The sequence below is a fragment of the Enterobacter sp. 940_PEND genome (assembly GCF_001059415.1).
GTDB classification, from domain to species: Bacteria; Pseudomonadota; Gammaproteobacteria; order Enterobacterales; family Enterobacteriaceae; genus Enterobacter; species Enterobacter cloacae_M.
In genome coordinates, this window is the sequence record NZ_JUMS01000015.1 from 1 (window position 1) to 22,489 (window position 22,489).

The 22,489-nt window shown below is 54.4% G+C and carries 19 protein-coding genes; 1 reads left to right on the top strand and 18 read right to left on the bottom strand.

Translation table 11 applies throughout. The features are described 5' to 3' along the window. Nucleotides 1–211: 211 nt before the first annotated feature. The 13 genes from cpoB to mngA form a co-directional block, all read right to left on the bottom strand. Nucleotides 212–1,006, bottom strand: coding sequence for a cell division protein CpoB (gene cpoB, locus ADJ24_RS03345; RefSeq protein ID WP_023310799.1), 795 nt, complete (start codon nucleotides 1,004–1,006; stop codon nucleotides 212–214). A gap of 9 nt (nucleotides 1,007–1,015) precedes the next feature. Beyond that, nucleotides 1,016–1,537, bottom strand: coding sequence for a peptidoglycan-associated lipoprotein Pal (gene pal / locus ADJ24_RS03350; protein WP_003858578.1), 522 nt, complete (start codon nucleotides 1,535–1,537; stop codon nucleotides 1,016–1,018). A gap of 35 nt (nucleotides 1,538–1,572) precedes the next feature. Next, complete coding sequence (gene tolB, locus ADJ24_RS03355) at nucleotides 1,573–2,865, bottom strand: Tol-Pal system beta propeller repeat protein TolB (RefSeq protein ID WP_013097529.1); 1,293 nt, start codon at nucleotides 2,863–2,865, stop codon at nucleotides 1,573–1,575. A gap of 134 nt (nucleotides 2,866–2,999) precedes the next feature. After that, a complete protein-coding gene (gene tolA / locus ADJ24_RS03360; protein WP_023310798.1) occupies nucleotides 3,000–4,274 on the bottom strand; it encodes a cell envelope integrity protein TolA in 1,275 nt (424 codons plus the stop codon). Between the two features lie 28 nt (nucleotides 4,275–4,302). Then, nucleotides 4,303–4,731: a colicin uptake protein TolR gene (gene tolR, locus ADJ24_RS03365; protein WP_003858589.1), complete on the bottom strand. Its 429-nt coding sequence runs from the start codon at nucleotides 4,729–4,731 to the stop codon at nucleotides 4,303–4,305. A gap of 3 nt (nucleotides 4,732–4,734) precedes the next feature. Next, nucleotides 4,735–5,427, bottom strand: a complete 693-nt coding sequence (tolQ, locus tag ADJ24_RS03370) for a Tol-Pal system protein TolQ (RefSeq protein WP_008501101.1) — start codon at nucleotides 5,425–5,427, stop codon at nucleotides 4,735–4,737. Further along, nucleotides 5,424–5,828 carry a tol-pal system-associated acyl-CoA thioesterase gene (gene ybgC, locus ADJ24_RS03375; RefSeq protein WP_003858593.1) on the bottom strand — a complete coding sequence of 135 codons (405 nt, stop codon included), beginning with the start codon at nucleotides 5,826–5,828 and terminating at the stop codon, nucleotides 5,424–5,426. The genes tolQ and ybgC overlap by 4 nt, the downstream gene beginning before the upstream one ends. A gap of 148 nt (nucleotides 5,829–5,976) precedes the next feature. Further along, the gene (ybgE, locus tag ADJ24_RS03380) at nucleotides 5,977–6,267 is read right to left on the bottom strand and encodes a cyd operon protein YbgE (protein WP_023310797.1); all 291 of its coding nucleotides are present in this window, start codon (nucleotides 6,265–6,267) and stop codon (nucleotides 5,977–5,979) included. Then, on the bottom strand, nucleotides 6,267–6,380 hold the full coding sequence (cydX, locus tag ADJ24_RS23370) for a cytochrome bd-I oxidase subunit CydX (RefSeq protein ID WP_003858598.1): 114 nt from the start codon (nucleotides 6,378–6,380) through the stop codon (nucleotides 6,267–6,269). The genes ybgE and cydX overlap by 1 nt, the downstream gene beginning before the upstream one ends. A 14-nt stretch (nucleotides 6,381–6,394) precedes the next feature. Beyond that, nucleotides 6,395–7,534 carry a cytochrome d ubiquinol oxidase subunit II gene (gene cydB, locus ADJ24_RS03385; RefSeq protein ID WP_023310796.1) on the bottom strand — a complete coding sequence of 380 codons (1,140 nt, stop codon included), beginning with the start codon at nucleotides 7,532–7,534 and terminating at the stop codon, nucleotides 6,395–6,397. 15 nt (nucleotides 7,535–7,549) lie between these two features. After that, nucleotides 7,550–9,118 carry a cytochrome ubiquinol oxidase subunit I gene (gene cydA, locus ADJ24_RS03390; protein ID WP_023310795.1) on the bottom strand — a complete coding sequence of 523 codons (1,569 nt, stop codon included), beginning with the start codon at nucleotides 9,116–9,118 and terminating at the stop codon, nucleotides 7,550–7,552. 680 nt (nucleotides 9,119–9,798) lie between these two features. Then, entirely contained in the window at nucleotides 9,799–12,429 is a 2,631-nt protein-coding gene (gene mngB / locus ADJ24_RS03395) for a mannosylglycerate hydrolase (protein WP_023310794.1), read from the bottom strand. A 23-nt stretch (nucleotides 12,430–12,452) separates the two neighbouring features. Further along, nucleotides 12,453–14,369: a PTS 2-O-a-mannosyl-D-glycerate transporter subunit IIABC gene (mngA, locus tag ADJ24_RS03400; RefSeq protein ID WP_023310793.1), complete on the bottom strand. Its 1,917-nt coding sequence runs from the start codon at nucleotides 14,367–14,369 to the stop codon at nucleotides 12,453–12,455. Nucleotides 14,370–14,538: 169 nt separating this feature from the next. Here mngA and ADJ24_RS03405 point away from each other — a divergent pair, with 169 nt between their 5' ends. Then, a complete protein-coding gene (locus tag ADJ24_RS03405) occupies nucleotides 14,539–15,255 on the top strand; it encodes a GntR family transcriptional regulator (protein ID WP_023310792.1) in 717 nt (238 codons plus the stop codon). An 84-nt stretch (nucleotides 15,256–15,339) separates the two neighbouring features. On the opposite strand, the gene sucD is transcribed toward ADJ24_RS03405, so the two are convergent. The 5 genes from sucD to sdhB all read right to left on the bottom strand — a co-directional run bounded on the left by sucD (nucleotide 15,340) and on the right by sdhB (nucleotide 22,488). Continuing rightward, on the bottom strand, nucleotides 15,340–16,209 hold the full coding sequence (gene sucD, locus ADJ24_RS03410) for a succinate--CoA ligase subunit alpha (protein WP_008501094.1): 870 nt from the start codon (nucleotides 16,207–16,209) through the stop codon (nucleotides 15,340–15,342). Then, a complete protein-coding gene (gene sucC / locus ADJ24_RS03415) occupies nucleotides 16,209–17,375 on the bottom strand; it encodes an ADP-forming succinate--CoA ligase subunit beta (RefSeq protein ID WP_023310791.1) in 1,167 nt (388 codons plus the stop codon). Before sucC ends, sucD begins: the two co-directional genes overlap by 1 nt. An 83-nt stretch (nucleotides 17,376–17,458) precedes the next feature. Next, nucleotides 17,459–18,679, bottom strand: a complete 1,221-nt coding sequence (odhB, locus tag ADJ24_RS03420; RefSeq protein ID WP_008501093.1) for a 2-oxoglutarate dehydrogenase complex dihydrolipoyllysine-residue succinyltransferase — start codon at nucleotides 18,677–18,679, stop codon at nucleotides 17,459–17,461. Nucleotides 18,680–18,693: 14 nt separating this feature from the next. Then, a complete protein-coding gene (gene sucA / locus ADJ24_RS03425; protein ID WP_023310790.1) occupies nucleotides 18,694–21,501 on the bottom strand; it encodes a 2-oxoglutarate dehydrogenase E1 component in 2,808 nt (935 codons plus the stop codon). 270 nt (nucleotides 21,502–21,771) lie between these two features. After that, nucleotides 21,772–22,488, bottom strand: a complete 717-nt coding sequence (gene sdhB, locus ADJ24_RS03430) for a succinate dehydrogenase iron-sulfur subunit SdhB (protein WP_048702134.1) — start codon at nucleotides 22,486–22,488, stop codon at nucleotides 21,772–21,774. Nucleotide 22,489: the final 1 nt, after the last annotated feature.

A 22,489-nucleotide genomic window follows, 5' to 3' on the forward strand; every position in this document is an offset into this window, starting at 1 on the left:
GCGACCAATTGATTAAAAGTCAACTGCTCTACCAACTGAGCTAACGACCCACTTTTACGCTGTTTTCACGTTGTTTGATATCCCGTGGCAACGGCGGCATATATTACTGATTTAAGAATTCAGCGCAACAAAAATTTCGATGAAGATCACTTAACTGCTTACGAATCATGCTGCACGACCAGAAATAACGCGATTTCTGGTCATGCGATAATCATCCCATCGAATTCAGACGTTTTTGCGCCTGCTTAGCACCTTCGGTACCCGGGAATTTTGAGACTACCTGCTGGTAAACCGCTTTAGCTTTCGCAGTGTCGCCTTTGTCCTGCATGATGACGCCCACTTTGTACATCGCATCAGGCGCTTTTGGCGATTTCGGGTAGTTTTTTACCACGGAGGCAAAATAAAACGCCGCATCGTCCTTTTTACCCTTGTTGTAATTCAGCTGACCGAGCCAGTAATTCGCATTTGGCTGATAAGTGGAATCAGGGTATTTCTTAACAAAGTTCTGAAACGCAGCAAGCGCGTCATCCTGACGAGATTGATCCTGCACCAGGGCAATGGCCGCGTTGTAGTCCGTATTCGCGTCACCGCTCTGTACAGGCGCACCTGTTGAAGCAGAAGCATCCGCAGCCGGAGCTGATGTCGCCGCACCGGTCTGATCGCCCGCGGCTGGCTGTGCTTGTGCTGCTGCACCACCGCTGCTCAGGCTATCCATCTGCAGCAAAATCTGCTTCTGACGTTCCACAACCTGGTTCAACTGATACTGGCTTTCCTGAATCTGGCCGCGGAGAGAGTCAATATCGTTTTGGTTATCGGAGAGTTGTTGCTGGAGTTGGGTTAAAAGCTGGCTGTGAGCGTTAGAAATACGCTCGAGTTGAGTGACCCGGTCTTCTACCGAGCCTGAGCCGACACTACTGATTGGTGCCTGAGCAAAAGCGGCCCAGGGGGCCGCTATTCCAACCAGTAACGACAGACTCAACAGATGATGTCTGAAGTTACTGCTCATGCAATTCTCTTAGTAAACCAGTACGGCACGACGGTTTTTGGAGTAAGCCGCTTCGTCGTGACCCAGTACTGCAGGTTTTTCTTTACCGTAAGAAACGATGGAGATCTGGTCAGCAGAAACGCCTTTACCCTGCAGGTACATTTTAACAGCGTTAGCACGACGTTCACCCAGGGAGATGTTGTACTCTGGAGTACCACGTTCGTCCGCGTGACCTTCTACGGTGACTTTGTAAGATGGGTTGCTACGCAGGAAGTTAGCGTGAGCATCCAGCATCGCAGCGAAGTCAGAACGGATGTCGTATTTATCCAGATCGAAGTAAACGATGTTGTTCTGCTGCAGCTGCTGCATCTGAAGACGCGCTTGCTCTTCAGAAGACATGTTGCCATTGCCGTTCGCGTCCATACCGGTGCCGGCACCCATCATGCCTTCGCCGCTCTGGTCATTGCTGGCGTTCTTGTTAGAAGAACACGCTGCGATTGCCATTACAGGCAGAGCGATCATCAGCCCCTTCAGCACTTTGTTCAGTTGCATTTCTATGATTCCTTTAGTAATCAATTAATTATTATTTACAGATACGGCGACCAGGCAGGTGATTTTACCTGTCCATCAGTTGCCGGAATACGCGCTTTGAAACGCCCATCTGTAGAAACCAGATTCAGCACAGATCCCATCCCCTGAGAAGAGCTGTAGATTACCATCGTGCCGTTAGGTGCCAGACTTGGCGTTTCATCCAGGAACGTTGACGACAGAACTTGAACGCCACCCGCTACCAGATCCTGTTTGGCAATGTGCTGCTGCCCACCGTTGGAGCTCACCATTACCATAAATTTACCGTCGCTGCTCACGTCTGCGTTCTGGTTCTGCGAACCTTCCCAGGTAATACGCTGCGGAGCACCGCCGTTGATGTTGACTTTGTAAATTTGTGGACGGCCAGCCTGGTCAGAGGTAAACGCCAGGTTTTGACTGTCCGGGAACCATGAAGGTTCGGTGTTGTTGCTGCGACCGTCGGTCACCTGACGAATCTGGCCAGAGCCAATGTCCATCACGTACAGGTTCAGGCTACCTGTTTTTGACAGCGCAAACGCCAGTTTAGACCCGTCCGGAGAGAAGGAAGGCGCACCGTTGTGACGTGGGAAAGAGGCCACCTGACGAACAGCACCGTTTGCCAGCGTCTGGATAACCAGCGCTGAACGGCCGCTTTCGAAGGTTACATAGGCCAGTTTAGAACCGTCCGGAGACCAGGCTGGAGACATCAGCGGCTGAGAAGAACGTTTCACCAGGAACTGGTTGTAGCCGTCGTAGTCAGATACGCGCAGCTCATACGGGAACTGACCACCGTTGGTCTGTACCACATAAGCAATACGGGTACGGAACGCCCCTTTAATGCCGGTCAGTTTTTCAAATACCGCATCGCTGGCAGCGTGTGCCGCGTAGCGCAGGTACTGCTTAGTGACCTTGTAAGAGTTCTGTGCCAGAACGGTACCCGGTGCACCGCCGGTATCCACCAGCTGCCAGGCCACGTTGTAAGAGCCGTCCGGGTTAGGCGTAACCTGACCCACAACCACGGCATCAATACCCAGTGCAGACCATGCTGCAGGCTGTACTTCCTGCGCGCTGCCCGGCTGCTGCGGCAGACGAGAACGATCTAACGGGTTGAATTTACCGCTGTTACGCAGGTCAGCCGCCACGATGCCACCGGCATCTTCAGGTGCAGCGCCAGGACCGGCCCACTGGAACGGAACAACACCGATTGGGCGTGCCGAGTCCACCCCCTGGGTGATCTCGATACGTACTTCTGCGTGCAATACTGCTGCCCACAGCATTAAAAAACTAAATGCTACACGTAATGCCTGCTTCATCATATCTCCCTTATCCGGGTAACCTTACCCACGATAATTTAGCAGAATGTTAACAAACTCAAATAGACAAAACTACCAGAACCCTGTGACTAAACCTGGTCTATTTTTCCCCGTTTGCACGGGGAAAATGTAACTTAAGGTTTGAAGTCCAGCGGCGCATTTTTGAAGACTTCGTAAACTGCCTGAGACGGCGGTTTAGGCATCTTCGCCTGACGCGCTGCAGCCAGGGCCGCAGTACATAAAGCCGGGTCGCCACCTTCAGACTTAATATCCAGCAGCATGCCGTCCGGAGCCAGTTTTATACGCAACGTACACGTTTTACCGGTATAGGAAGACGCATCATAGAATCGGCTTTCAATAGCGGATTTAATCTGCGCGGCATAACCGTTGATTTCAGCCCCTGTCGCACCGTTACTCTTAGTGTTACCACTTCCCGTCGGCGCTGCGTTGTTTCCTTTCGCCCCACCGCCCGTTTTCGGTGCATTCTTACCTGAGCTCAAATCGCCCAGCAGATCGTCAACCCCTGCGGCGGCAGCGGCTTTTTCAGCGGCTGCGGCCTTTTTGGCAGCCGCTTTATCAGCAGCAGCTTTCTTATCGGCAGCGGCCTTCTCAGCAGCAGCTTTCTTATCGGCGGCAGCCTTCTCAGCTGCAGCTTTTTTATCGGCAGCGGCTTTTTCAGCGGCGGCAGCTTTTTCTGCAGCCGCTTTCTCAGCAGCAGCCGCTTTCTTCGCGGCCTCGGCAGCAGCTTTCTTCTCTGCTTCCTGAGCGGCTTTTTTCGCGGCTTCCGCTTCGGCTTTCTTCTGAGCATCAGCGGCGGCTTTCTTCGCGGCTTCCGCTTCAGCTTTCTTCTGGGCATCAGCAGCGGCTTTCTTCGCGGCTTCCGCTTCAGCTTTCTTCTGAGCATCAGCAGCGGCTTTCTTCGCCGCTTCTGCCGCTAATTTTGCCTGGGCATCAGCCTGCGCTTTCGCGTCCGCTGCGGCTTTTGCTGCCGCCTCTTCCGCCTGCTTTTGCTGTTCCTGGGCTTTCTTCGCGGCCTCTTCGGCTTGCTTCTGCTGTTCCGCGGCTTCCTGCGCCTGCAAACGCTCTTTCTCAAGCTGCTTCAGACGCTCCTGCTCTGCGGCCTGCTTTTCACGCAGTTCTTCCGCCTGCTGTTGCGACTGTTTTTCACGCTGCTCTTCAGCCCGTTTGGCACTCGCCTTCTGCTGTTGTTCGCGATTATAGTTCTGTACTACCGCACCGGGATCCACCATCACGGCGTCAATGGAAGACCCTCCACCGCCGCCGGCTGATGCATCAATATGCTCGTCGAACGAACTCCAGATCAGCGCTGCAAAGAGAATCACGTGCAGCACTGCGGAGACGATTATCGCTCGCTTAAGCTTGTCGTTCTGTTCGGTTGCCTTTGACACTATCGGTTCCCAAAAACTACGCGGATGATTAAATAGGTTGGGTCATTAAGCCAACTGACTTAACACCCGCACTATGTAGCAAGTTCAGCGCTTTAATAATTTCATCGTAGGGTACGTCTTTCGCGCCACCGATTAAGAAGACCGTTTTCGGATTTGACTCGAGGCGACGCTGCGCTTCAGCAATAACCTGCTCAGGCGGCAGCTGATCCATACGATCTTTCTCAACCACGACGCTGTATTGCCCTACGCCGGAAACCTCAATGATAACCGGAGGATCGTCATTGGTGCTCACCGCCTGTGATTCTGTCGCATCCGGCAGATCCACTTCCACACTCTGGGTAATGATTGGCGCTGTCGCCATGAAGATCAGCAGCAGTACCAGCAGGACGTCCAGCAGTGGAACGATATTGATTTCGGACTTGAGCTCGCGACGACCTCGTCCACGCGATCTGGCCATGGTTTACCCCTTGTTGCTCTCGGTGCTGGTAAACGCCTGACGGTGCAGAATCGCAGTGAACTCTTCCATAAAGTTGTCGTAGTTCAGTTCCAGTTTGTTCACGCGCTGGTTCAGACGGTTGTAAGCCATAACCGCAGGAATTGCCGCAAACAGACCGATAGCGGTCGCAATCAGTGCTTCAGCGATACCCGGTGCAACCATCTGCAACGTCGCCTGCTTCACCGCGCCCAGCGCGATAAAGGCGTGCATGATCCCCCACACGGTACCAAACAGGCCGATATACGGGCTGATGGAACCGACAGTGCCGAGAAATGGAATATGCGTTTCGAGATTTTCCAGCTCGCGGTTCATAGAGATGCGCATCGCACGCGAGGCACCTTCCACCACCGCTTCTGGCGCATGATTGTTTGCACGATGCAGACGAGCAAACTCTTTGAAACCGCTATAAAAAATTTGCTCGGAGCCTGTAAGGTTTTCACGGCGCCCCTGGCTTTCCTGATACAGACGAGAAAGCTCAATACCCGACCAGAACTTATCTTCAAACGCTTCAGCTTCACGGCCAGCGGCATTGAGGATACGCGTTCTCTGGATGATGATGGCCCAGGATGCGATTGAAAAACCAATCAAAATCAACATGATAAGTTTAACCAGAAGGCTTGCCTTCAGGAACAAATCAAGGATATTCATGTCAGTCACTGCTTAAACTCCGCGACAATAGACTTAGGAAGCGCACGAGGCTTCATTATGGTTGGATCAACACAAACAATCAGCACTTCAGCTGAGTTCAGTACGGTATTCTCTGCGTTGACTATCCGCTGCGTGAAAACCAGTGAGGTCCCGCGCATTGATGTAATTTCAGTTTGGACTTCGAGCATATCGTCGAGTCTGGCAGGCGCAAAATACTCAAGCGTCATCTTGCGTACCACGAAGGCAACTCGCTCAGCCAACAGCACCTGTTGACTAAAGTGATGATGGCGCAGCATCTCTGTGCGTGCCCGTTCATAAAAAGCAACGTAGCTGGCGTGGTAAACCACACCACCGGCATCGGTATCTTCGTAATAGACACGAACCGGCCATCGAAACAGCGTTGTATTCACTTTACATCCCGGTAATGCAACAAAAGTTAATGCTTTTAAACTTCGCTACTATACGCGCGGGAAAGAGGGTTGGGAATGGGAGAAAGTAAACGGAGAGTAAATTTTTATGGGCTCGGGTAAGCCCATAACGTTAACGGACATTTCTTATTCAGAAGAAGAAGAAAATCAAACCGGCGAGAAGCACCAGATCGGCAATCAGCGGGCAAAAAATTCCCTGCCAGTGAACGGTTTTCGGACGAAAGCCCACGCCGTGGATCACACCTGCACACACCGCCCACATAATGAGGAAGCCGTGCCAGATTTCAAGCTCGCTGGTTTTCGCTGCAAAGCGCGAAGGGTCCCAGAAGATACAACCTGCCAGCAGTAATGCCATCACTAAAGAAAGCGCCCGTAACGGGCGCTTGTCCATTACCGCGTAAAGTTTCGCGATAATATTCATCAGTGTTTTTCTTCACCCGCTTTGGTCGCTTCGACGTGCTCAAGCGCCAGGGCAGTGATGACACCAAATGCACAGGCAAGAAGCGTCCCTAAAATCCATGCGAAATACCACATATTCAGCTCCTTACTTAGTACATAGAGTGGGTGTTGCTTTCGATATGTTCTTTAGTGATACGACCGAACATTTTCCAGTAACACCAGATGGTGTAGGCCAGAACAATCGGAACGAACACGCAAGCAACATACGTCATCAGGTTCAGCGTCATATGGCTGGACGTTGCGTCCCACATGGTCAGGCTAGCATTCAGCATGGTGCTGGATGGCATGACGAATGGGAACATCGCGATACCCGATGTCAGGATGATGCACGCCAGGGTCAGTGATGAGAACACGAACGCCAGCGCGCCTTTCTCCAGACGAGACGTCAACACGGTCAGCAGCGGCAGCAATACGCCCAGAGCCGGGATAGCCCACAGCGCAGGGGTATTGTTAAAGTTCACCAGCCATGCACCTGCCTGACGCGCCACTTCTTTGGTCAGCGGATTAGACGGCGCAGTATGATTGATTGCAGACGTCACCACATAACCATCAATGCCGTACACCACCCACACACCGGCCAGTGCAAAGCAGACCAGCGTGATCAGCGCAGCGACCTGAGCCGTCGCGCGCGAACGCAGGTGCAGTTCACCAACCGTACGCATCTGCAGATAGGTTGCGCCCTGAGTGATGATCATCGCCACGCTCACCACGCCGGCCAGCAGGCCAAACGGATTCAGCAGCTGGAAGAAGTTACCGGTGTAATAAAGACGCATGTATTCGTCCAGGTGGAACGGTACGCCCTGCAGCAGGTTACCGAACGCCACGCCGATCACCAGCGGTGGAACGAAGCTACCGATGAAGATGCCCCAGTCCCACATGTTGCGCCAGCGGGTGTCTTCAATCTTGGAACGGTAGTCGAAACCAACCGGACGGAAGAATAAAGAGGCCAGCACCAGAATCATCGCCACGTAGAAGCCGGAGAACGCAGCCGCGTAGACCATCGGCCAGGCAGCGAACAGCGCGCCGCCAGCGGTGATCAGCCACACCTGGTTACCGTCCCAGTGAGGGGCGATGGAGTTGATCATGATTCGACGCTCAGTGTCATTACGACCGAGGAAACGGGTGAGCATCCCCACCCCCATGTCGAAACCATCCGTGACGGCGAAACCGATCAGCAGAACGCCGATCAACAGCCACCAGATAAAACGCAATACTTCATAATCGATCATTTGATGACTCCTGTCTTAGCGTGCCGGCTGAGTAGTCGCGGTGGACTGCTCGTAGTGATAGCGACCGGTTTTCAGGCTGCTTGGGCCAAGGCGCGCGAACTTGAACATCAGGAACAGTTCAGCCACCAGGAACAGGGTGTACAGACCACAGATCAGCAGCATGGAGAAGATCAGGTCGCCCGCTGTCAGGGACGAGTTCGCTACCGCCGTTGGCAGTACCTCACCAATCGCCCATGGCTGACGGCCGTACTCCGCAACAAACCAGCCGGATTCGATAGCGATCCACGGCAGTGGAATACCGTACAGCGCGGTGCGCAGCAGCCATTTTTTCTCGCCGATGCGGTTGCGAATCACGGACCAGAAGGACGCCGCAATGATCAGCAGCATGATGATGCCGCAGCCCACCATGATACGGAATGCGAAGTACAGTGGCGCAACGCGTGGAATCGAGTCTTTGGTTGCCATCTGGATCTGCGCTTCTGTCGCATCAGAAACGTTCGGGGTATAACGCTTCAGCAGCAAACCGTAACCCAGATCTTTCTTCACGTTGTTGAACTGGTCGCGAACGGCCTGGTCGGTAGAACCGGCACGCAGCTGTTCCAGCAGCGAGTAGGCTTTCATACCGTTACGGATACGCTCTTCGTGCTGAACCATCAGCTCTTTCAGACCGGTCACCTGCTTATCAACAGAACGGGTGGCGATGATACCCAGCGCGTAAGGGATCTGAATGGCGAAGCGGTTTTCCTGCGCGTCCTGATCGGGAATGCCGAACAGCGTAAAGGCAGCAGGCGCCGGTTGGGTTTCCCATTCGGCTTCGATGGCAGCCAGTTTGGTTTTCTGCACGTCACCCATTTCGTAACCGGATTCATCACCCAGAACGATAACAGAGAGGATTGCTGCCATACCGAAGCTTGCAGCGATAGCAAAGGAGCGCTTAGCAAACGCGAAGTCACGACCGCGCAGCATGTAGTAAGAGCTGATGCCCAGTACAAACATCGCACCGCACACGTAGCCAGAGGCGACGGTGTGAACGAATTTAACCTGCGCAACCGGGTTCAGGACCAGCTCGGCAAAGCTGACCATCTCCATACGCATAGTTTCGAAGTTGAAATCAGACGCGATAGGGTTCTGCATCCAGCCATTCGCCACCAGGATCCACAGCGCGGACAGGTTCGAACCTAATGCCACCAGCCAGGTCACCGCCATATGCTGGACTTTACCCAGACGGTCCCAGCCGAAGAAGAACAGACCTACAAAGGTGGATTCGAGGAAGAATGCCATCAGACCTTCAATGGCCAGCGGCGCACCGAAGATATCCCCGACATAGTGGGAATAGTAAGACCAGTTAGTCCCGAACTGGAACTCCATGGTCAAACCGGTTGCCACGCCCAGTGCGAAGTTGATACCAAACAACTTGCCCCAGAACTTGGTCATATCTTTATAAATCTGTTTGCCGGAGAGAACGTATACCGTTTCCATAATGGCCAGCAGGAACGCCATACCGAGCGTCAGTGGCACAAACAGGAAGTGGTACATCGCGGTCAAGGCAAACTGTAAGCGCGACAGTTCGACTATATCTAACATCATGACTCCTTGCTCATCGCATGAAGACTCCGAGAGTGAACCCCGTCAGAGAGAGATCCACACGCATGCCCCAATACAAATTATTCGCATCCTTGTCGTCGTTATTACCCTGAAGGAGGATAAAAACGATGACGTGAGGTTACAAATACGTTAATAAAAAACTCAAATTGATCCCGCAAATATAATACGCTGCAAAACCCTTACAATAAACAGGTTTTTATTGAATCACATTTACGTTTTTCGACGGCGATCAATTTATAGCAAAATTACCACTTTTCGGCCATTTTGATCGGGGACAATTTAGCGCTTTTCGACACCTTTTTCCAAGGATTAAACTTTGATTTAAATCAAAAACAAACCTTGATGTTAACTATGTTTAATCGTGGTAAGAATGGTAAAAACCATGTTAATGATATGTGCATGTAAAGATGTGATTGGTTATCGAAGACGAAAAAAAATATAAACAGAAGTGATTTTAATTAACGCGAAACAAAAGCCTCATTTCGATGCGCGGCAAACAATAAAGCATAGTCAGGCCGGGTTATTTTTCCATGGCATTTATGCAACCCTTCGTAATTACATTTATTTTACTTTTACCCCCCCCCTAACTTAACACCGCGGAGTGACTATTAATGAAAAAGGCCGCAAACAGTGCAGCCTTTTAATGATATCAGCGGTTCTCAGGCAAGAAGAAGGCTAAAGGTTCGCGACTGTCCCGGTTTGAACGCCCCGACAATGCCTTCGTCTTCACCGTGGTCCTTCAGCCGTTCATTCATGTCCGTTTCGCAGCACCGCTTCACCCCCGGATTGACGGCTAGCGTCGCGTCACATGCTCTGGACTGCGAAGGGTTGAACAGACGAAGAATGAGCTCATCGCGATCTTCCGCTTTTTTGATCGCACTGAGTACGCATCCCGTTGGCGAAAGCGCTAACAGGCTGTAACTTTCCGGCGTGGTCAACGACGCGCGATTCAGCTTCATTGCATCCCAGGGGATCTTGTTATAACACTGCACCGGCGTTAACCACGATTGAGCCTGCTGCGCGACACCCGCGTTTTCCGGCGAGCCGCTGAAGCTGAAGAGGCTAAAGCGACAGCTTAGCGGACCACGCACCTGAGAGTCCGGGACCGGCATTTTGATACCGGATGGTCTGCCGGGGCGCAGGAGCAGATCTTCTTTGCCGAGTACCCCAACGCCGCGCAGCAAGGTCAGAGCAAATGCTTTTTGTTCATCGCCCACGACTTCAAATTCACGCAGCCCCTCGGTAAATAGCGCAAGCCCGTTTCGTTTTTCCTGCAATACGGCGTAGTTAAGTAAATTCCAGACGGGAACCGGCGCTTCTTTCCACCCCTCCTCCCGCCAGTTTTCCATCGCCGCGTCCTGCACCGGGCGAGTGATCGAGCCAAACTGCGTATCCGCTAACACTTCCTCTGTCATAAACGGCGTTGGGATGAGCACGCGAACGCGGTGGTCGTTGGCCTGATTATCCAGGCACACCGCCACGTCAATGCGTCTGCTGTTATGGCTTAGCGTAATCTCAAATTCAGCGTCGAGATAGCCGTTTCGCTGGCGCGCCGCGCGTTCGGCCAGGTTCGCCGGAACGGCTATTCGATGGCGGATAACCGCCCTGCTCTGCCAGCCTTCATGCGTAACCTCAAATTCATGCTCGCCCTGCGTGGAAGTGAGTCTCCACTCTTCCCGCGAAGGTGAGTAGTCGTACTCATCGCCATCATCCGAGCTCTCTTCGATTTCCAGCACGCGGTCATAAACAAGCCCGGTTTTTTTGTCGCGCAGGCGCAGCGTACCGTCGTCATTTAAGTCAATCTGCCAGAAGGCGTTTTCAAGTAAGGATGCGGTATTTACCCCCGGAGAGAGCACCTTCCCGGCCACGTTAGGTTCGATAAACAGCGTACGGTAGCCCATCGCCGGCAGTATCTGGCTGAGCTGAATATCAAACTCCATAAACGGTTCGTAATTGCCGTAGTGAACAATCTGCCGGTCAATGAGGCCTGGGTCTAGCTCGCGCGCGCTGCGAATGAAATACGGGATCTCATTGCCTTTGTCATCCCGCAGACGGAACTGGCTGGCGCGCAGTCGAATCGTGGTGTTCATCACCTCGTCACGCGGCCAGGGCATCAGGTTGAACATCACCAGCTTATCGGCGTCGCTTTGCGGCATGTTGTCGACAATCTTGCGCATAAAGAAACGCGTCAGGTTATCTGCCATGTCCTCAGCCAGTTCAAAGCGGGAGACAATCTCGCGATGCACCTTGTCGCTGCAGCAGCAGCCGATGCTGTCGTGAGCGTGGTTTTTGAGGATCTCTTTCCACATCTTCTCCAGCAGGCCGTGGTGATAGTCGAAGCCCAGCGTCCAGGCAAGCGTCGCCAGCGGCTCAAGGATATTGACAATTTTGTTCTCAATACGCGCATGGGCGATTTTGATATCCATGCGCGTGGAGCCGATGGTCCGGTGCACGCGCATGTATTTCCCGTCGATAAACTCACCTTTTAAGGTTGCCAGGTCATCGCGGTGCGCGTCGATGCGATCAAAGACCTCCTCAAACCGGCTCATCACAAATTGACGCTGCGGATAGATTTCACGCAGCTTCTCCATCACCGCGAAAATGTTCTGCTGCAGCGGCATCTGGTCGTGGCCGTTGGGCAGCAAAATCGCTTTGGTGACGGACGCCTTTTCCAGAACCTCAAAATAGCTGTCGAGCCGTTTTCGCAGCCCCGCTTCGTCCTCCGGTAAGTACTTACCAATCGCGTAGCCCAGCGGCAGCACCTGTGCCGTGACCTCACTGCCGTCCTGGCTCTGCCAGAGAAATTCGGTTTTATCGGTCCCGTGGCGTTCAGAACAACCGCGCCAGAACATCGTGCGGGTAATGCCAAACCCGTTATAGATATGCGGAAGCTGACCGGACATGCCAAACGAATCCGGCAGATAGCCGATCTTCATCGGCTCGCCGAAGGCCATACAATCCCGGATGCCGTACATCAGGTTGCGGACAATCGACTCGCCGCTCACAATCGTGGTATCGGTCTGGGTATACCAGGGGCCGATAATCAGTTTTCCACGTTCGACAAGCGCCTTCACGCGAGAGCGGTTTTCGGGCACAACGGCAAAATAATCCTCCAGCACCGCCGTCTGTCCATCGAGGACGTAGTATTTGTACTCATCATCCTGCTCCAGACGGGTCAGGATCTCTTCCATATTATTGACCAGAAGAATACGCGACTCTTCGGTGGTGAAGTACCACTCACGGTCCCAGTGCATATGCGGCGTGATATGAACGCGAGATACAGCTTTCATCTTCGTTTCCTGTTTGTGCGTTTTTACGATAAGGCGTCTTCAGTGACGTAGTTGCCCTTTTTTACCGCCTGGCGTCGCCAGAGCAGCAGAACCAGGGTGGAGATAGCGGTACCCACCAGCGCCGCGCCAAACCAGCCCGCCGCAGCAACCACACCACCCAACCCGGCATCGTGAAGTAAAAAAAGAGAGAAAATCCCGGCCCCCGGCGTAGACAACCCGATCCCCATCGCACCGACAGCCGCGCCTGTCACCATGGATCCGAGTACAAATGAGCCAATAACGCGAAGCGGATCTTCTATCGCCATCGGAATCGCCCCTTCGGTAATGCCCGCGAGGCCGAGCAGCCAGGTCGATTTGCCGGTTTCAATTTCAAATGACTTGAACAGCTTCGGTGCCAGCATCGTTGACGCCGTGACGGTAAAGGCTGAGACCATTTTGACGGAAGCAAAGATGGCATAGGGACCGTATACCCCGTTCGCCATCGCCCCCAGGCAGAACGCGTAAGAGGCTTTGTTGACTGGGCCACCCAAATCGAATGAGCACATAAACCCGAGGATTGCCCCCAGAAGCAGCGCATTCGCGCCGGACAGACCGTTAAGCCAGACGGTGAGCGTGTTATTGAGCCAGGCCACCGGTTCGCCAATCACAAACAGCATCAGGCTGCCCGCGCCCAGCACGCCAATCACCGGATAGAGATAAAAAGTCAGAAAGCCGTTGTAGCGGCTACTAAGCCGGATGTGGTTTTTCACCCAGCGCATCAGATAGCCCGCGATCAGCCCGCCGACGATAGCGCCGAGAAAACCGGAGCCGATCATGTTGGCAGCCAGACCGGCCGCAAAGCCCGGCGTCAGCGCAGGTTTATCCGCCAGCGAGTAGGCGGTGTAGGCCGACAGGACAGGCACCATCAAAATGCCGAGCATGCCGCCGCCAAGCTTGCGGTACATCCAAAGCCACGAGTTTTCCTGGTCAAACAGGTGCTGCAGGCCAAGGATTTGCGCCAGCAGTACCGATACGGCCAGCACCGTACCGCCGGCGACGATCAGCGGCACCGCAAAAGAGATGCCGCTGAGAAGCGCCTGCTTGAGTTCAGCTTTAACGCGCTTTTTCGTTTCGGTATCGACCTGCGCATGGCGCGCATCGGTAGAAGGCTTTAGCGCCAGCGCGCGCTCAATCAACGCTTCAGCATGGCGCAGGGGTTCCGCGACGGGCACGGAAATGGCGGGGATGCCCTGAAAGCGCTCGCTCTCTTTGATCGCCACTTCTGCGGCAAAAATACATGCTTTCGCCTCCTGTAGCTGCTGGGCAGTAATACGCCCTTCAATACCGTTCGCCCCCTGCTTTTCGACCACCACGTTGACGCCGAGCTTACGTCCCGCTTTTTCCAGGTACTCTGCGGCCATATAGGTATGCGCGATCCCCGCCGGACAGGCAGTGACACAGACGACGGTTGGTGCATTCACCCGCGTATCAGCCTCGTCTTCCTGCGAGACACCGTTCAACGCATCAAGCAGATCCTCTGCCGTCTCTGCAGCCATAACGCGTTCCCGGAGGACATCATCGGCAAGGCGAGACGTCAGCGCCGTCAGCACCTGGATATGCGTGGATCCCGCTTCAGCTGGCGGGATGGCCAGCAGGACGATCATCTCAACCTTTTCAGGGCCGTCCACCCCCTCCCAATCCAGCGGTTCGCACAGCGTAGCAACCGCAAAAGCCGCTTCGTTCACCGCGCTCGATTTACCATGCGGGACAGCCAGCCCTTCACCCAGGGCGGTTGGCCCCTGCGATTCGCGACGGTAGACCTCCGCCAAAAATGCATCGCCATCTGTAATTTTGCCCAGCGCCACCAGCCGCATTGTAAGCTGGCGAATGGCCTCATCACGGCTGGCATAGTGCGCCTGCACGCAGACAGCACTGGTGCGGGTCAGAGTCGTCAGGTTCATAAGATCCTCACACATACGTTGTTATTGTCTGGCGGCAATTGTGGCAGCTCATACAATACATTTATGTGATCACTTTCACTAACAATTCAAATTTGTATTTAATTTGTATTATTTACAAATTCTAAGTGGGAGGCATAATTCCATGAAAAGGTATTAGAAAGGCATAACGATGGGTAACAAACCGATGTACCGGCAGATAGCAGAAGCGCTTCGCGAGAAAATTAATGAAGGAGAGTTAAAGCCTGGCGATGCGTTACCGACGGAATCCAGCCTTCAGGAGGCATTCAACGTGAGTCGCGTTACGGTGAGACAGGCGCTGAAGCTGCTTACGGAAGAGCAGATCGTCGAGAGCATTCAGGGCAGCGGCACCTACGTAAAAGAAGAGCGCGTCAATTACGACATTTACCAGCTCACCGGGTTTTACGAAAAACTGGCCGACCGGAACGTGGATACCCACAGTGAGGTAAGCATTTTCGAAGTGCTGAAAGCCGATGCAAAACTTGCCGAAAAGCTGAATCTCTCTCATGACGATAAAGTCTGGCACGTCAAACGCGTCCGCTTTATCAAACAAAAACCGGTAAATCTGGAAGAAACGTGGATGCCGCTGGCCATGTTCCCCGACCTCACCTGGGAAGTGATGGAGAATTCGAAATACCACTACGTTGAGCAGATCAAAAAGCTGGTTATCGATCGCAGCGAACAGGAGCTGGTGCCGATCATGCCGTCAGAGGAGGCGATCGCCGCACTGTCGCTCGATCCGGCAAAGCCGATCCTGGAAAAAGTCTCCCGCGGGTTTCTGAAGGACGGACGGGTATTTGAATACAGCCGCAACGTGTTCAATACCGATGATTACAAGTTCACGCTAGTCGCCAGACGCAGGCAATAAAAAAGGCCGCTTTACAGCGGCCAACCATGTCGAAACGGACATTTTTATACTTCAACGCCCCCCCTTTCGGGGAGCAGAGAGGACTTACTTAATGATGGATTTCAGTGCTTCGCCGATATCCGCCAGGCTGCGAACGGTCTTCACGCCTGCGGCTTCCAGCGCTGCGAATTTCTCATCAGCCGTACCTTTACCACCGGCGATGATCGCACCCGCGTGACCCATACGCTTGCCTTTCGGCGCGGTCACACCCGCGATGTAACCGACAACTGGTTTGGTCACGTGTTCTTTGATGTAAGCAGCGGCTTCTTCTTCCGCGCTACCGCCGATCTCACCGATCATCACGATCGCTTCGGTCTGTGGATCTTCCTGGAACAGCTTCAGGATGTCGATGAAGTTAGAGCCCGGGATCGGGTCACCGCCGATGCCCACGCAGGTGGACTGGCCGAAGCCGTAATCGGTGGTCTGCTTAACGGCTTCATAGGTCAGCGTACCGGAACGGGACACGATGCCCACTTTACCCGGCTTGTGAATGTGGCCCGGCATGATGCCGATTTTGCATTCGCCCGGGGTGATAACGCCAGGGCAGTTCGGGCCGATCATGCGCACACCTGCTTCATCCAGCTTCACCTTCACGGTCAGCATATCCAGCGTCGGGATGCCTTCAGTAATAGTGATGATCAGTTTGATGCCTGCGTCGATCGCTTCCAGAATGGAGTCTTTGCAGAACGGTGCCGGAACGTAGATCACGGTCGCGGTTGCGCCCGTCGCTTCTACGGCTTCACGCACGGTGTTGAATACCGGCAGGCCCAGGTGCGTGGTACCGCCTTTACCTGGCGTTACGCCGCCAACCATCTGCGTGCCGTAGGCAATCGCCTGTTCGGAGTGGAAAGTCCCCTGGCTACCGGTGAAGCCCTGGCAGATAACCTTGGTATCTTTATTAATTAAAACTGACATTATTTCCCCTCCACTGCGGCAACAACCTGCTGAGCTGCATCCGTCAGACTTTTCGCTGCAATAATATTCAGGCCGCTGTCAGCCAGTTTTTTCGCGCCGAGTTCAGCGTTGTTACCTTCCAGACGCACAACAACCGGAACGTTAACACCCACTTCTTCTACCGCACCGATGATACCGTCAGCGATCAGGTCGCAACGAACGATGCCGCCGAAGATGTTAACCAGAACGGCCTTCACGTTGTCGTCAGAGAGAATGATTTTGAACGCTTCGGTTACGCGCTCTTTGGTTGCGCCACCGCCTACGTCGAGGAAGTTTGCTGGCTCACCGCCGTGCAGCTTAACGATGTCCATTGTGCCCATTGCCAGGCCCGCACCGTTAACCATGCAGCCGATGTTGCCGTCCAGCGCCACGTAGTTCAGCTCCCACTGTGCAGCCTGTGCTTCACGTGGATCTTCCTGAGACTGGTCGCGCATTTCGCGCAGATCCGACTGGCGGAACAGCGCGTTGCCGTCAGCGCCCAGCTTGCCGTCGAGGCAGATCAGGTCGCCCTGAGTGGTGATCACCAGCGGGTTGATCTCGATCAGCGCCAGGTCGCGCTCCAGGAAGATGTTTGCCAGACCCATGAAGATCTTGGTGAACTGCTGAACCAGCTTGCCTTCCAGGCCCAGTTTGAACGCCAGCTCGCGACCCTGGTAAGGCATTGGGCCCGCCAGCGGATCGATTGCCACTTTGTGGATCAGGTGCGGGGTTTCTTCCGCCACTTTTTCGATTTCCACGCCGCCTTCGGTAGACGCCATGAACACCACGCGACGGGAGCTACGGTCAACAACCGCGCCCAGGTACAGTTCTTTTGCGATGTCGGTCGCCGCTTCAACCAGGATCTGGTTAACCGGCTGGCCGTTCGCATCTGTCTGGTACGTTACCAGACGCTTGCCGAGCCAATGTTCAGCAAACGCACGAATCTCTTCTTTGCTCTTAACAACCTTCACACCGCCCGCTTTACCACGGCCACCAGCGTGAACCTGACACTTAACTACCCAAGGGCCGGAACCGATTTTAGATGCGGCTTCTTCTGCTTCACGCGGGGTAGTACAGGCATAACCCACCGGAGCCGGTAAGCCATACCGGGCAAACAGCTGTTTGGCCTGATATTCATGTAAGTTCATGTGTTCTATCCATCCTTCAGGTAATCGTTAGGTCGTGCTTTTATTGGCCCGGCAGCCATACGCCGCCGGGCAAGACTGCAAAACTAGACGTCCAGCAGCAGACGGGTTGGATCTTCCAGCAGCTCTTTAATCGCGACCAGGAAGCCCACGGACTCGCGGCCGTCGATCAGGCGGTGATCGTAAGAGAGCGCCAGGTACATCATTGGCAGGATCTCAACTTTACCGTCTACCGCCATCGGGCGATCTTTAATGGCATGCATACCCAGGATCGCGCTCTGCGGCGGGTTAATGATCGGGGTAGACATCAGCGAGCCGAATACGCCGCCGTTGGTAATGGTGAAGTTACCGCCGGTCAGGTCGTCTACGGTCAGCTTGCCGTCGCGGCCTTTAACAGCCAGCTCTTTAATGTTTTTCTCGATGTCAGCCATACCCAGGGTATCCACATCACGCAGAACCGGCGTTACCAGGCCGCGTGGAGTAGAAACCGCCATGCTGACGTCGAAATAGTTGTGGTAAACCACGTCATCGCCGTCAATAGACGCGTTCACTTCCGGGTAGCGTTTCAGCGCTTCAACTACCGCCTTCACGTAGAAGGACATAAAGCCCAGACGGATACCGTGACGTTTTTCAAACGCGTCACCGTACTGCTTGCGCAGGTCCATGATTGGCTTCATGTTCACTTCGTTGAAGGTGGTCAGCATCGCGGTGGAGTTTTTCGCTTCCAGCAGACGCTCGGCCACGCGCTTGCGCAGGCGGGTCATCGGCACGCGTTTTTCGCTGCGGGCACCCAGAGCAGGCTGTGCTGCCGGTGCTGCCGCAGGGGCTTTCGCTTCTGCCTGAGCTGGCGCTTTCGCAAGGTGTTTGTCGATGTCTTCGCGGGTCAGACGACCGCCCACACCGGTGCCTTTGATGGCTGCCGGGTCGAGGCTGTGTTCAGCCAGCAGGCGACGGATCGCCGGGCTGAGGGCGTCGTTAGACTGTTCTTCCAGAGAAGCCTGCTGGCGTTGAGCCGGCGTAGAGGCTTTCTCTTCAGATTTCGCGCTGGACTCTTTGCCCGCGCTGTTGCCTTCACGCAGGCGACCCAGGATCTGACGAGAAGTTACGGTGGTACCTTCATCTTCCAGCACCGCGTCCAGAACGCCATCCGCCGAAGCCGGTACTTCCAGTACCACTTTGTCAGTTTCGATTTCTACCAGCACTTCATCGCGCTTAACGGCATCGCCTGGTTTTTTGTGCCAGGTAGCGACGGTCGCATCTGCTACGGATTCAGGCAGGTCGGGAACAAGAATATCTACGCTACTCATTTTGTATCCTTTAATTAATCGACGTTCAGCGCGTCATTGACCAGATCTTGTTGCTGCTTCTGGTGAACGGACATATACCCTACCGCCGGAGAGGCGGAGGCCGGGCGACCTGCATAACGCAGGGCTGACCCAAATGGAATCACTTCACGGAAATGATGCTGGCTGCAGTACCATGCGCCCTGGTTAAGCGGCTCTTCCTGGCACCAGACAAAGTCATGTACGTGAGCATATTGTTTCAGCACTTCCTGCATCGCCTGATGCGGGAACGGATAAAGCTGTTCGATACGCACGATGGCGACATCTTTCTGATCGTTCTTGCGGCGCTGTTCCAGCAGGTCGTAATAAACCTTACCAGAACACATCACCACGCGCTTCACGCCCTGCGGATCCAGTTCATCAATCTCACCGATGGCTGGCAGGAAGGTGCCATTCGCCAGTTCGTCCAGGCTGGACACGGCCAGCGGGTGACGCAGCAGGGATTTCGGCGACATCACCACCAGCGGACGGCGCATACCGCGCAGCGCCTGGCGACGCAGCATGTGGTAGACCTGAGCCGGGGTGGACGGCACGCAGACCTGCATGTTCTGCTCGGCGCAGAGCTGCAGATAACGTTCCAGACGCGCGGAGGAGTGCTCCGGACCCTGACCTTCATAACCGTGCGGCAGCAGCATTACCAGGCCACACATACGGCCCCACTTCTGCTCGCCGGATGAGATGAACTGGTCGATAACCACCTGCGCACCGTTGGCAAAGTCACCGAACTGCGCTTCCCAGATGGTCAAAGTGCGTGGTTCTGCGGTGGCGTAACCGTATTCGAAGGCCAGAACCGCTTCTTCAGACAGCACGGAGTCCCAGACCTTGAACTGGCCCTGACCGTTGTGCACGTGCTGCAGCGGGGTGTAGGTTGAACCGTTGGACTGGTTGTGAACAACCGCGTGACGGTGGAAGAAGGTCCCACGGCCGGCATCTTCACCGGACAGACGAACAGGAATGCCTTCGTCAACCAGCGTTGCGTAGGCCAGCGTTTCCGCGCCGCCCCAGTCGAACAGCTTCTCGCCTGCCGCCATGGACTGACGGTCAGCGTAGATTTTCGCCACGCGAGACTGCATCTCGATAGCGTCCGGTACGGTGCTGATGCGTTTAGCCAGCTCCTGCAGGCGCTTCATCTCAACCTTGTTCGGGTAGCTCTCATCCCACTCGTGGTTGAGGTACGGCGACCAGGTAAAGGAGTGCATGTTCATCGGGCGCAGCTCTTTGACCACGCATTCACCCGCATCCAGCGCGTCGCGGTAGAGGTTGACCATTTCGGTCGCATCTTCCAGCGTCGTCACTTTGTCGCTCTCCAGCTTGTCAGCATAGATTTTGCGCGGGGTCGGGTGTTTTTTGATTTTCTGATACATCAACGGCTGGGTTGCACTTGGCTCGTCCGCTTCGTTGTGGCCATGACGGCGGTAGCAGAAGAGGTCAATGAACACATCGCGTTTAAAGGTATTACGGAAGTCCAGCGCCAGACGGGTAACGAAAGCAACGGCTTCCGGGTCATCCGCGTTAACGTGGAAGATTGGCGCCTGCACCATCTTACCGATGTCGGTGCAGTACGGGGTAGAACGCGCGTCCAGCGGGTTAGAGGTGGTAAAGCCCACCTGGTTGTTGATCACGATGCGAACGGTACCGCCCACTTCATAACCACGCGCTTTCGACATGTTCAGGGTTTCCTGAACCACGCCCTGCCCTGTTACAGCCGCATCACCGTGGATGGTAATTGGCAGTACTTTATTGCTGCTCGGCTCGTCCAGACGATCCAGACGCGCACGCACGGAACCGATAACCACCGGGCTAACGATTTCCAGGTGTGACGGGTTAAACGCCAGCGCCAGGTGAACCAGACCGCCTTCGGTTTCGATATCCGACGAGAAGCCCATGTGGTACTTCACGTCGCCGGTGCCGAGGTGTTCTTTATGTTTGCCCGCGAACTCGTCGAACAGGTCCTGAGGTTTTTTACCCAGCACGTTGACCAGCACGTTCAGACGACCACGGTGCGCCATGCCCAGTACCACTTCACGGGTGCCGCTCTTGCCTGCGTGACGAATCAGCTCTTTCAGCATCGGCACCAGCGCGTCGCCGCCTTCCAGCGAGAAGCGTTTTGCGCCCGGGAATTTCGCGCCCAGATAGCGCTCAAGCCCTTCCGCTGCGGTCAGTTCGTTCAGGAAGCGTTTTTTCTCGTCAGCCGAGAAGGTCGCGTGCCCCGCTACGGATTCGATGCGCTGCTGGATCCAGCGTTTCTCTTCGGTAGAGGTAATGTGCATGTATTCCGCGCCGATGGAGCCGCAGTAGGTTTGCTTGAGCGCGTCAATCAGATCGCCCAGCTTCATCGTGTCTTTGCCGATGGCAAAGGAACCTACGTTAAAGCTTTCCTGGAAATCGGCCTCGGTCAGATCGTGATATGCCGGATCGAGATCGGCCACACGGTCTTGTTTCCACAGTCCCAGCGGATCGAGATTCGCATGCTGGTGACCGCGGAAGCGATAAGCGTTGATAAGCTGCAGGACTTTAACCTGCTTCGCATTGGTGTCAGGGTCGGAAATCGCAGAAGAGTAACGTGAGGCATCCTTCGCCAGACGACGGAAATAATCACGTGTTTTGGAATGGAATTGATCCGGTTTGACCCCTGTGCCAGGCAACTGCTGGAACATGGAACGCCAGTTTGCGTCCACTGAGTCAGGATCGGTTAAGAAGTCTTCATAGAGCTGTTCAATCCAGCTCTGGTTCGCACCAGAAAGGAAAGAAGAGTCCAGCCAGGCTTTCATTGCGCCGTTCTGCATCGTGATCCCTTAAGCATTTTTATGCTTACTTTCGCCGTAGAAACTACCACGCACACCACGTGTACGTGCCGGGGTTCACCTGCGAGCTCTTTTACTTTGGCCCGCGAAGGAACCTTTAGAAACTGTCTAAGGGTCTTTACCCTCACCCCTACCCTCTCCCTAAGGGAGAGGGGGAATGCCGTCGGCAGTTTTTAAAGATTTCCTGCAATCTGTCCCCTCTCCCTTAGGGAGAGGGTTAGGGTGAGGGGAACACCGCTCCCCTCTCACTACTTACGCACTGCGCTGCAGCAGCATCGACTTAATATGGCCGATGGCGCGCGTCGGGTTCAGCCCCTTCGGACACACACTGACGCAGTTCATGATGCTATGGCAGCGGAATACGCTGAAAGCGTCACTCAGTCCTTCCAGACGGCTATCGGTTTCGGTGTCGCGGCTATCGATCAGGAAGCGATAGGCAGCCAGCAAACCGGCCGGGCCGATAAACTTGTCCGGGTTCCACCAGAACGACGGGCAGGACGTTGAACAGCATGCGCAGAGAATACACTCGTACAACCCATCGAGTTTTTCACGCTGCTCAGGAGACTGTAAGTGCTCGCGAGCGGGTGGATTTTGCCCATTATTCAATAAGTAAGGCTTAATCTTCTCATATTGTGCATAGAATTGCCCCATGTCTACCACCAAATCACGCACGACCGGCAGGCCTGGCAGAGGACGGATAACAATTTTCTGACCAGGATGCTGCAGCGCTGAAATTGGCGTGATGCAGGCCAGGCCATTTTTGCCGTTCATGTTCACCCCGTCAGAACCACAAACCCCTTCACGGCAGGAGCGGCGGAACGACAGCGTAGGATCTTTTTCTTTCAGCTGGATTAAGGCATCCAGCAGCATCATGTCGCGACCTTCTTCCGCTTCCAGGGTGTAGTCCTGCATACGCGGAGCGTCATCAACATCCGGGTTATAACGATAAACTGAGAATTCGAGTTTCATT

What these genes read in the sequence shown, in the direction of transcription:
- cpoB (WP_023310799.1), bottom strand. Translation starts at nt 1,006, where the DNA reads ATGAGCAGTAACTTCAGACATCATCTGTTGAGTCTGTCGTTACTGGTT.
- pal (WP_003858578.1), bottom strand. Translation starts at nt 1,537, where the DNA reads ATGCAACTGAACAAAGTGCTGAAGGGGCTGATGATCGCTCTGCCTGTA.
- tolB (WP_013097529.1), bottom strand. Translation starts at nt 2,865, where the DNA reads ATGAAGCAGGCATTACGTGTAGCATTTAGTTTTTTAATGCTGTGGGCA.
- tolR (WP_003858589.1), bottom strand. Translation starts at nt 4,731, where the DNA reads ATGGCCAGATCGCGTGGACGAGGTCGTCGCGAGCTCAAGTCCGAAATC.
- ybgE (WP_023310797.1), bottom strand. Translation starts at nt 6,267, where the DNA reads ATGAATATTATCGCGAAACTTTACGCGGTAATGGACAAGCGCCCGTTA.
- cydX (WP_003858598.1), bottom strand. Translation starts at nt 6,380, where the DNA reads ATGTGGTATTTCGCATGGATTTTAGGGACGCTTCTTGCCTGTGCATTT.
- cydB (WP_023310796.1), bottom strand. Translation starts at nt 7,534, where the DNA reads ATGATCGATTATGAAGTATTGCGTTTTATCTGGTGGCTGTTGATCGGC.
- cydA (WP_023310795.1), bottom strand. Translation starts at nt 9,118, where the DNA reads ATGTTAGATATAGTCGAACTGTCGCGCTTACAGTTTGCCTTGACCGCG.
- mngB (WP_023310794.1), bottom strand. Translation starts at nt 12,429, where the DNA reads ATGAAAGCTGTATCTCGCGTTCATATCACGCCGCATATGCACTGGGAC.
- mngA (WP_023310793.1), bottom strand. Translation starts at nt 14,369, where the DNA reads ATGAACCTGACGACTCTGACCCGCACCAGTGCTGTCTGCGTGCAGGCG.
- ADJ24_RS03405 (WP_023310792.1), top strand. Translation starts at nt 14,539, where the DNA reads ATGGGTAACAAACCGATGTACCGGCAGATAGCAGAAGCGCTTCGCGAG.
- sucD (WP_008501094.1), bottom strand. Translation starts at nt 16,209, where the DNA reads ATGTCAGTTTTAATTAATAAAGATACCAAGGTTATCTGCCAGGGCTTC.
- sucC (WP_023310791.1), bottom strand. Translation starts at nt 17,375, where the DNA reads ATGAACTTACATGAATATCAGGCCAAACAGCTGTTTGCCCGGTATGGC.
- odhB (WP_008501093.1), bottom strand. Translation starts at nt 18,679, where the DNA reads ATGAGTAGCGTAGATATTCTTGTTCCCGACCTGCCTGAATCCGTAGCA.
- sucA (WP_023310790.1), bottom strand. Translation starts at nt 21,501, where the DNA reads ATGCAGAACGGCGCAATGAAAGCCTGGCTGGACTCTTCTTTCCTTTCT.
- sdhB (WP_048702134.1), bottom strand. Translation starts at nt 22,488, where the DNA reads ATGAAACTCGAATTCTCAGTTTATCGTTATAACCCGGATGTTGATGAC.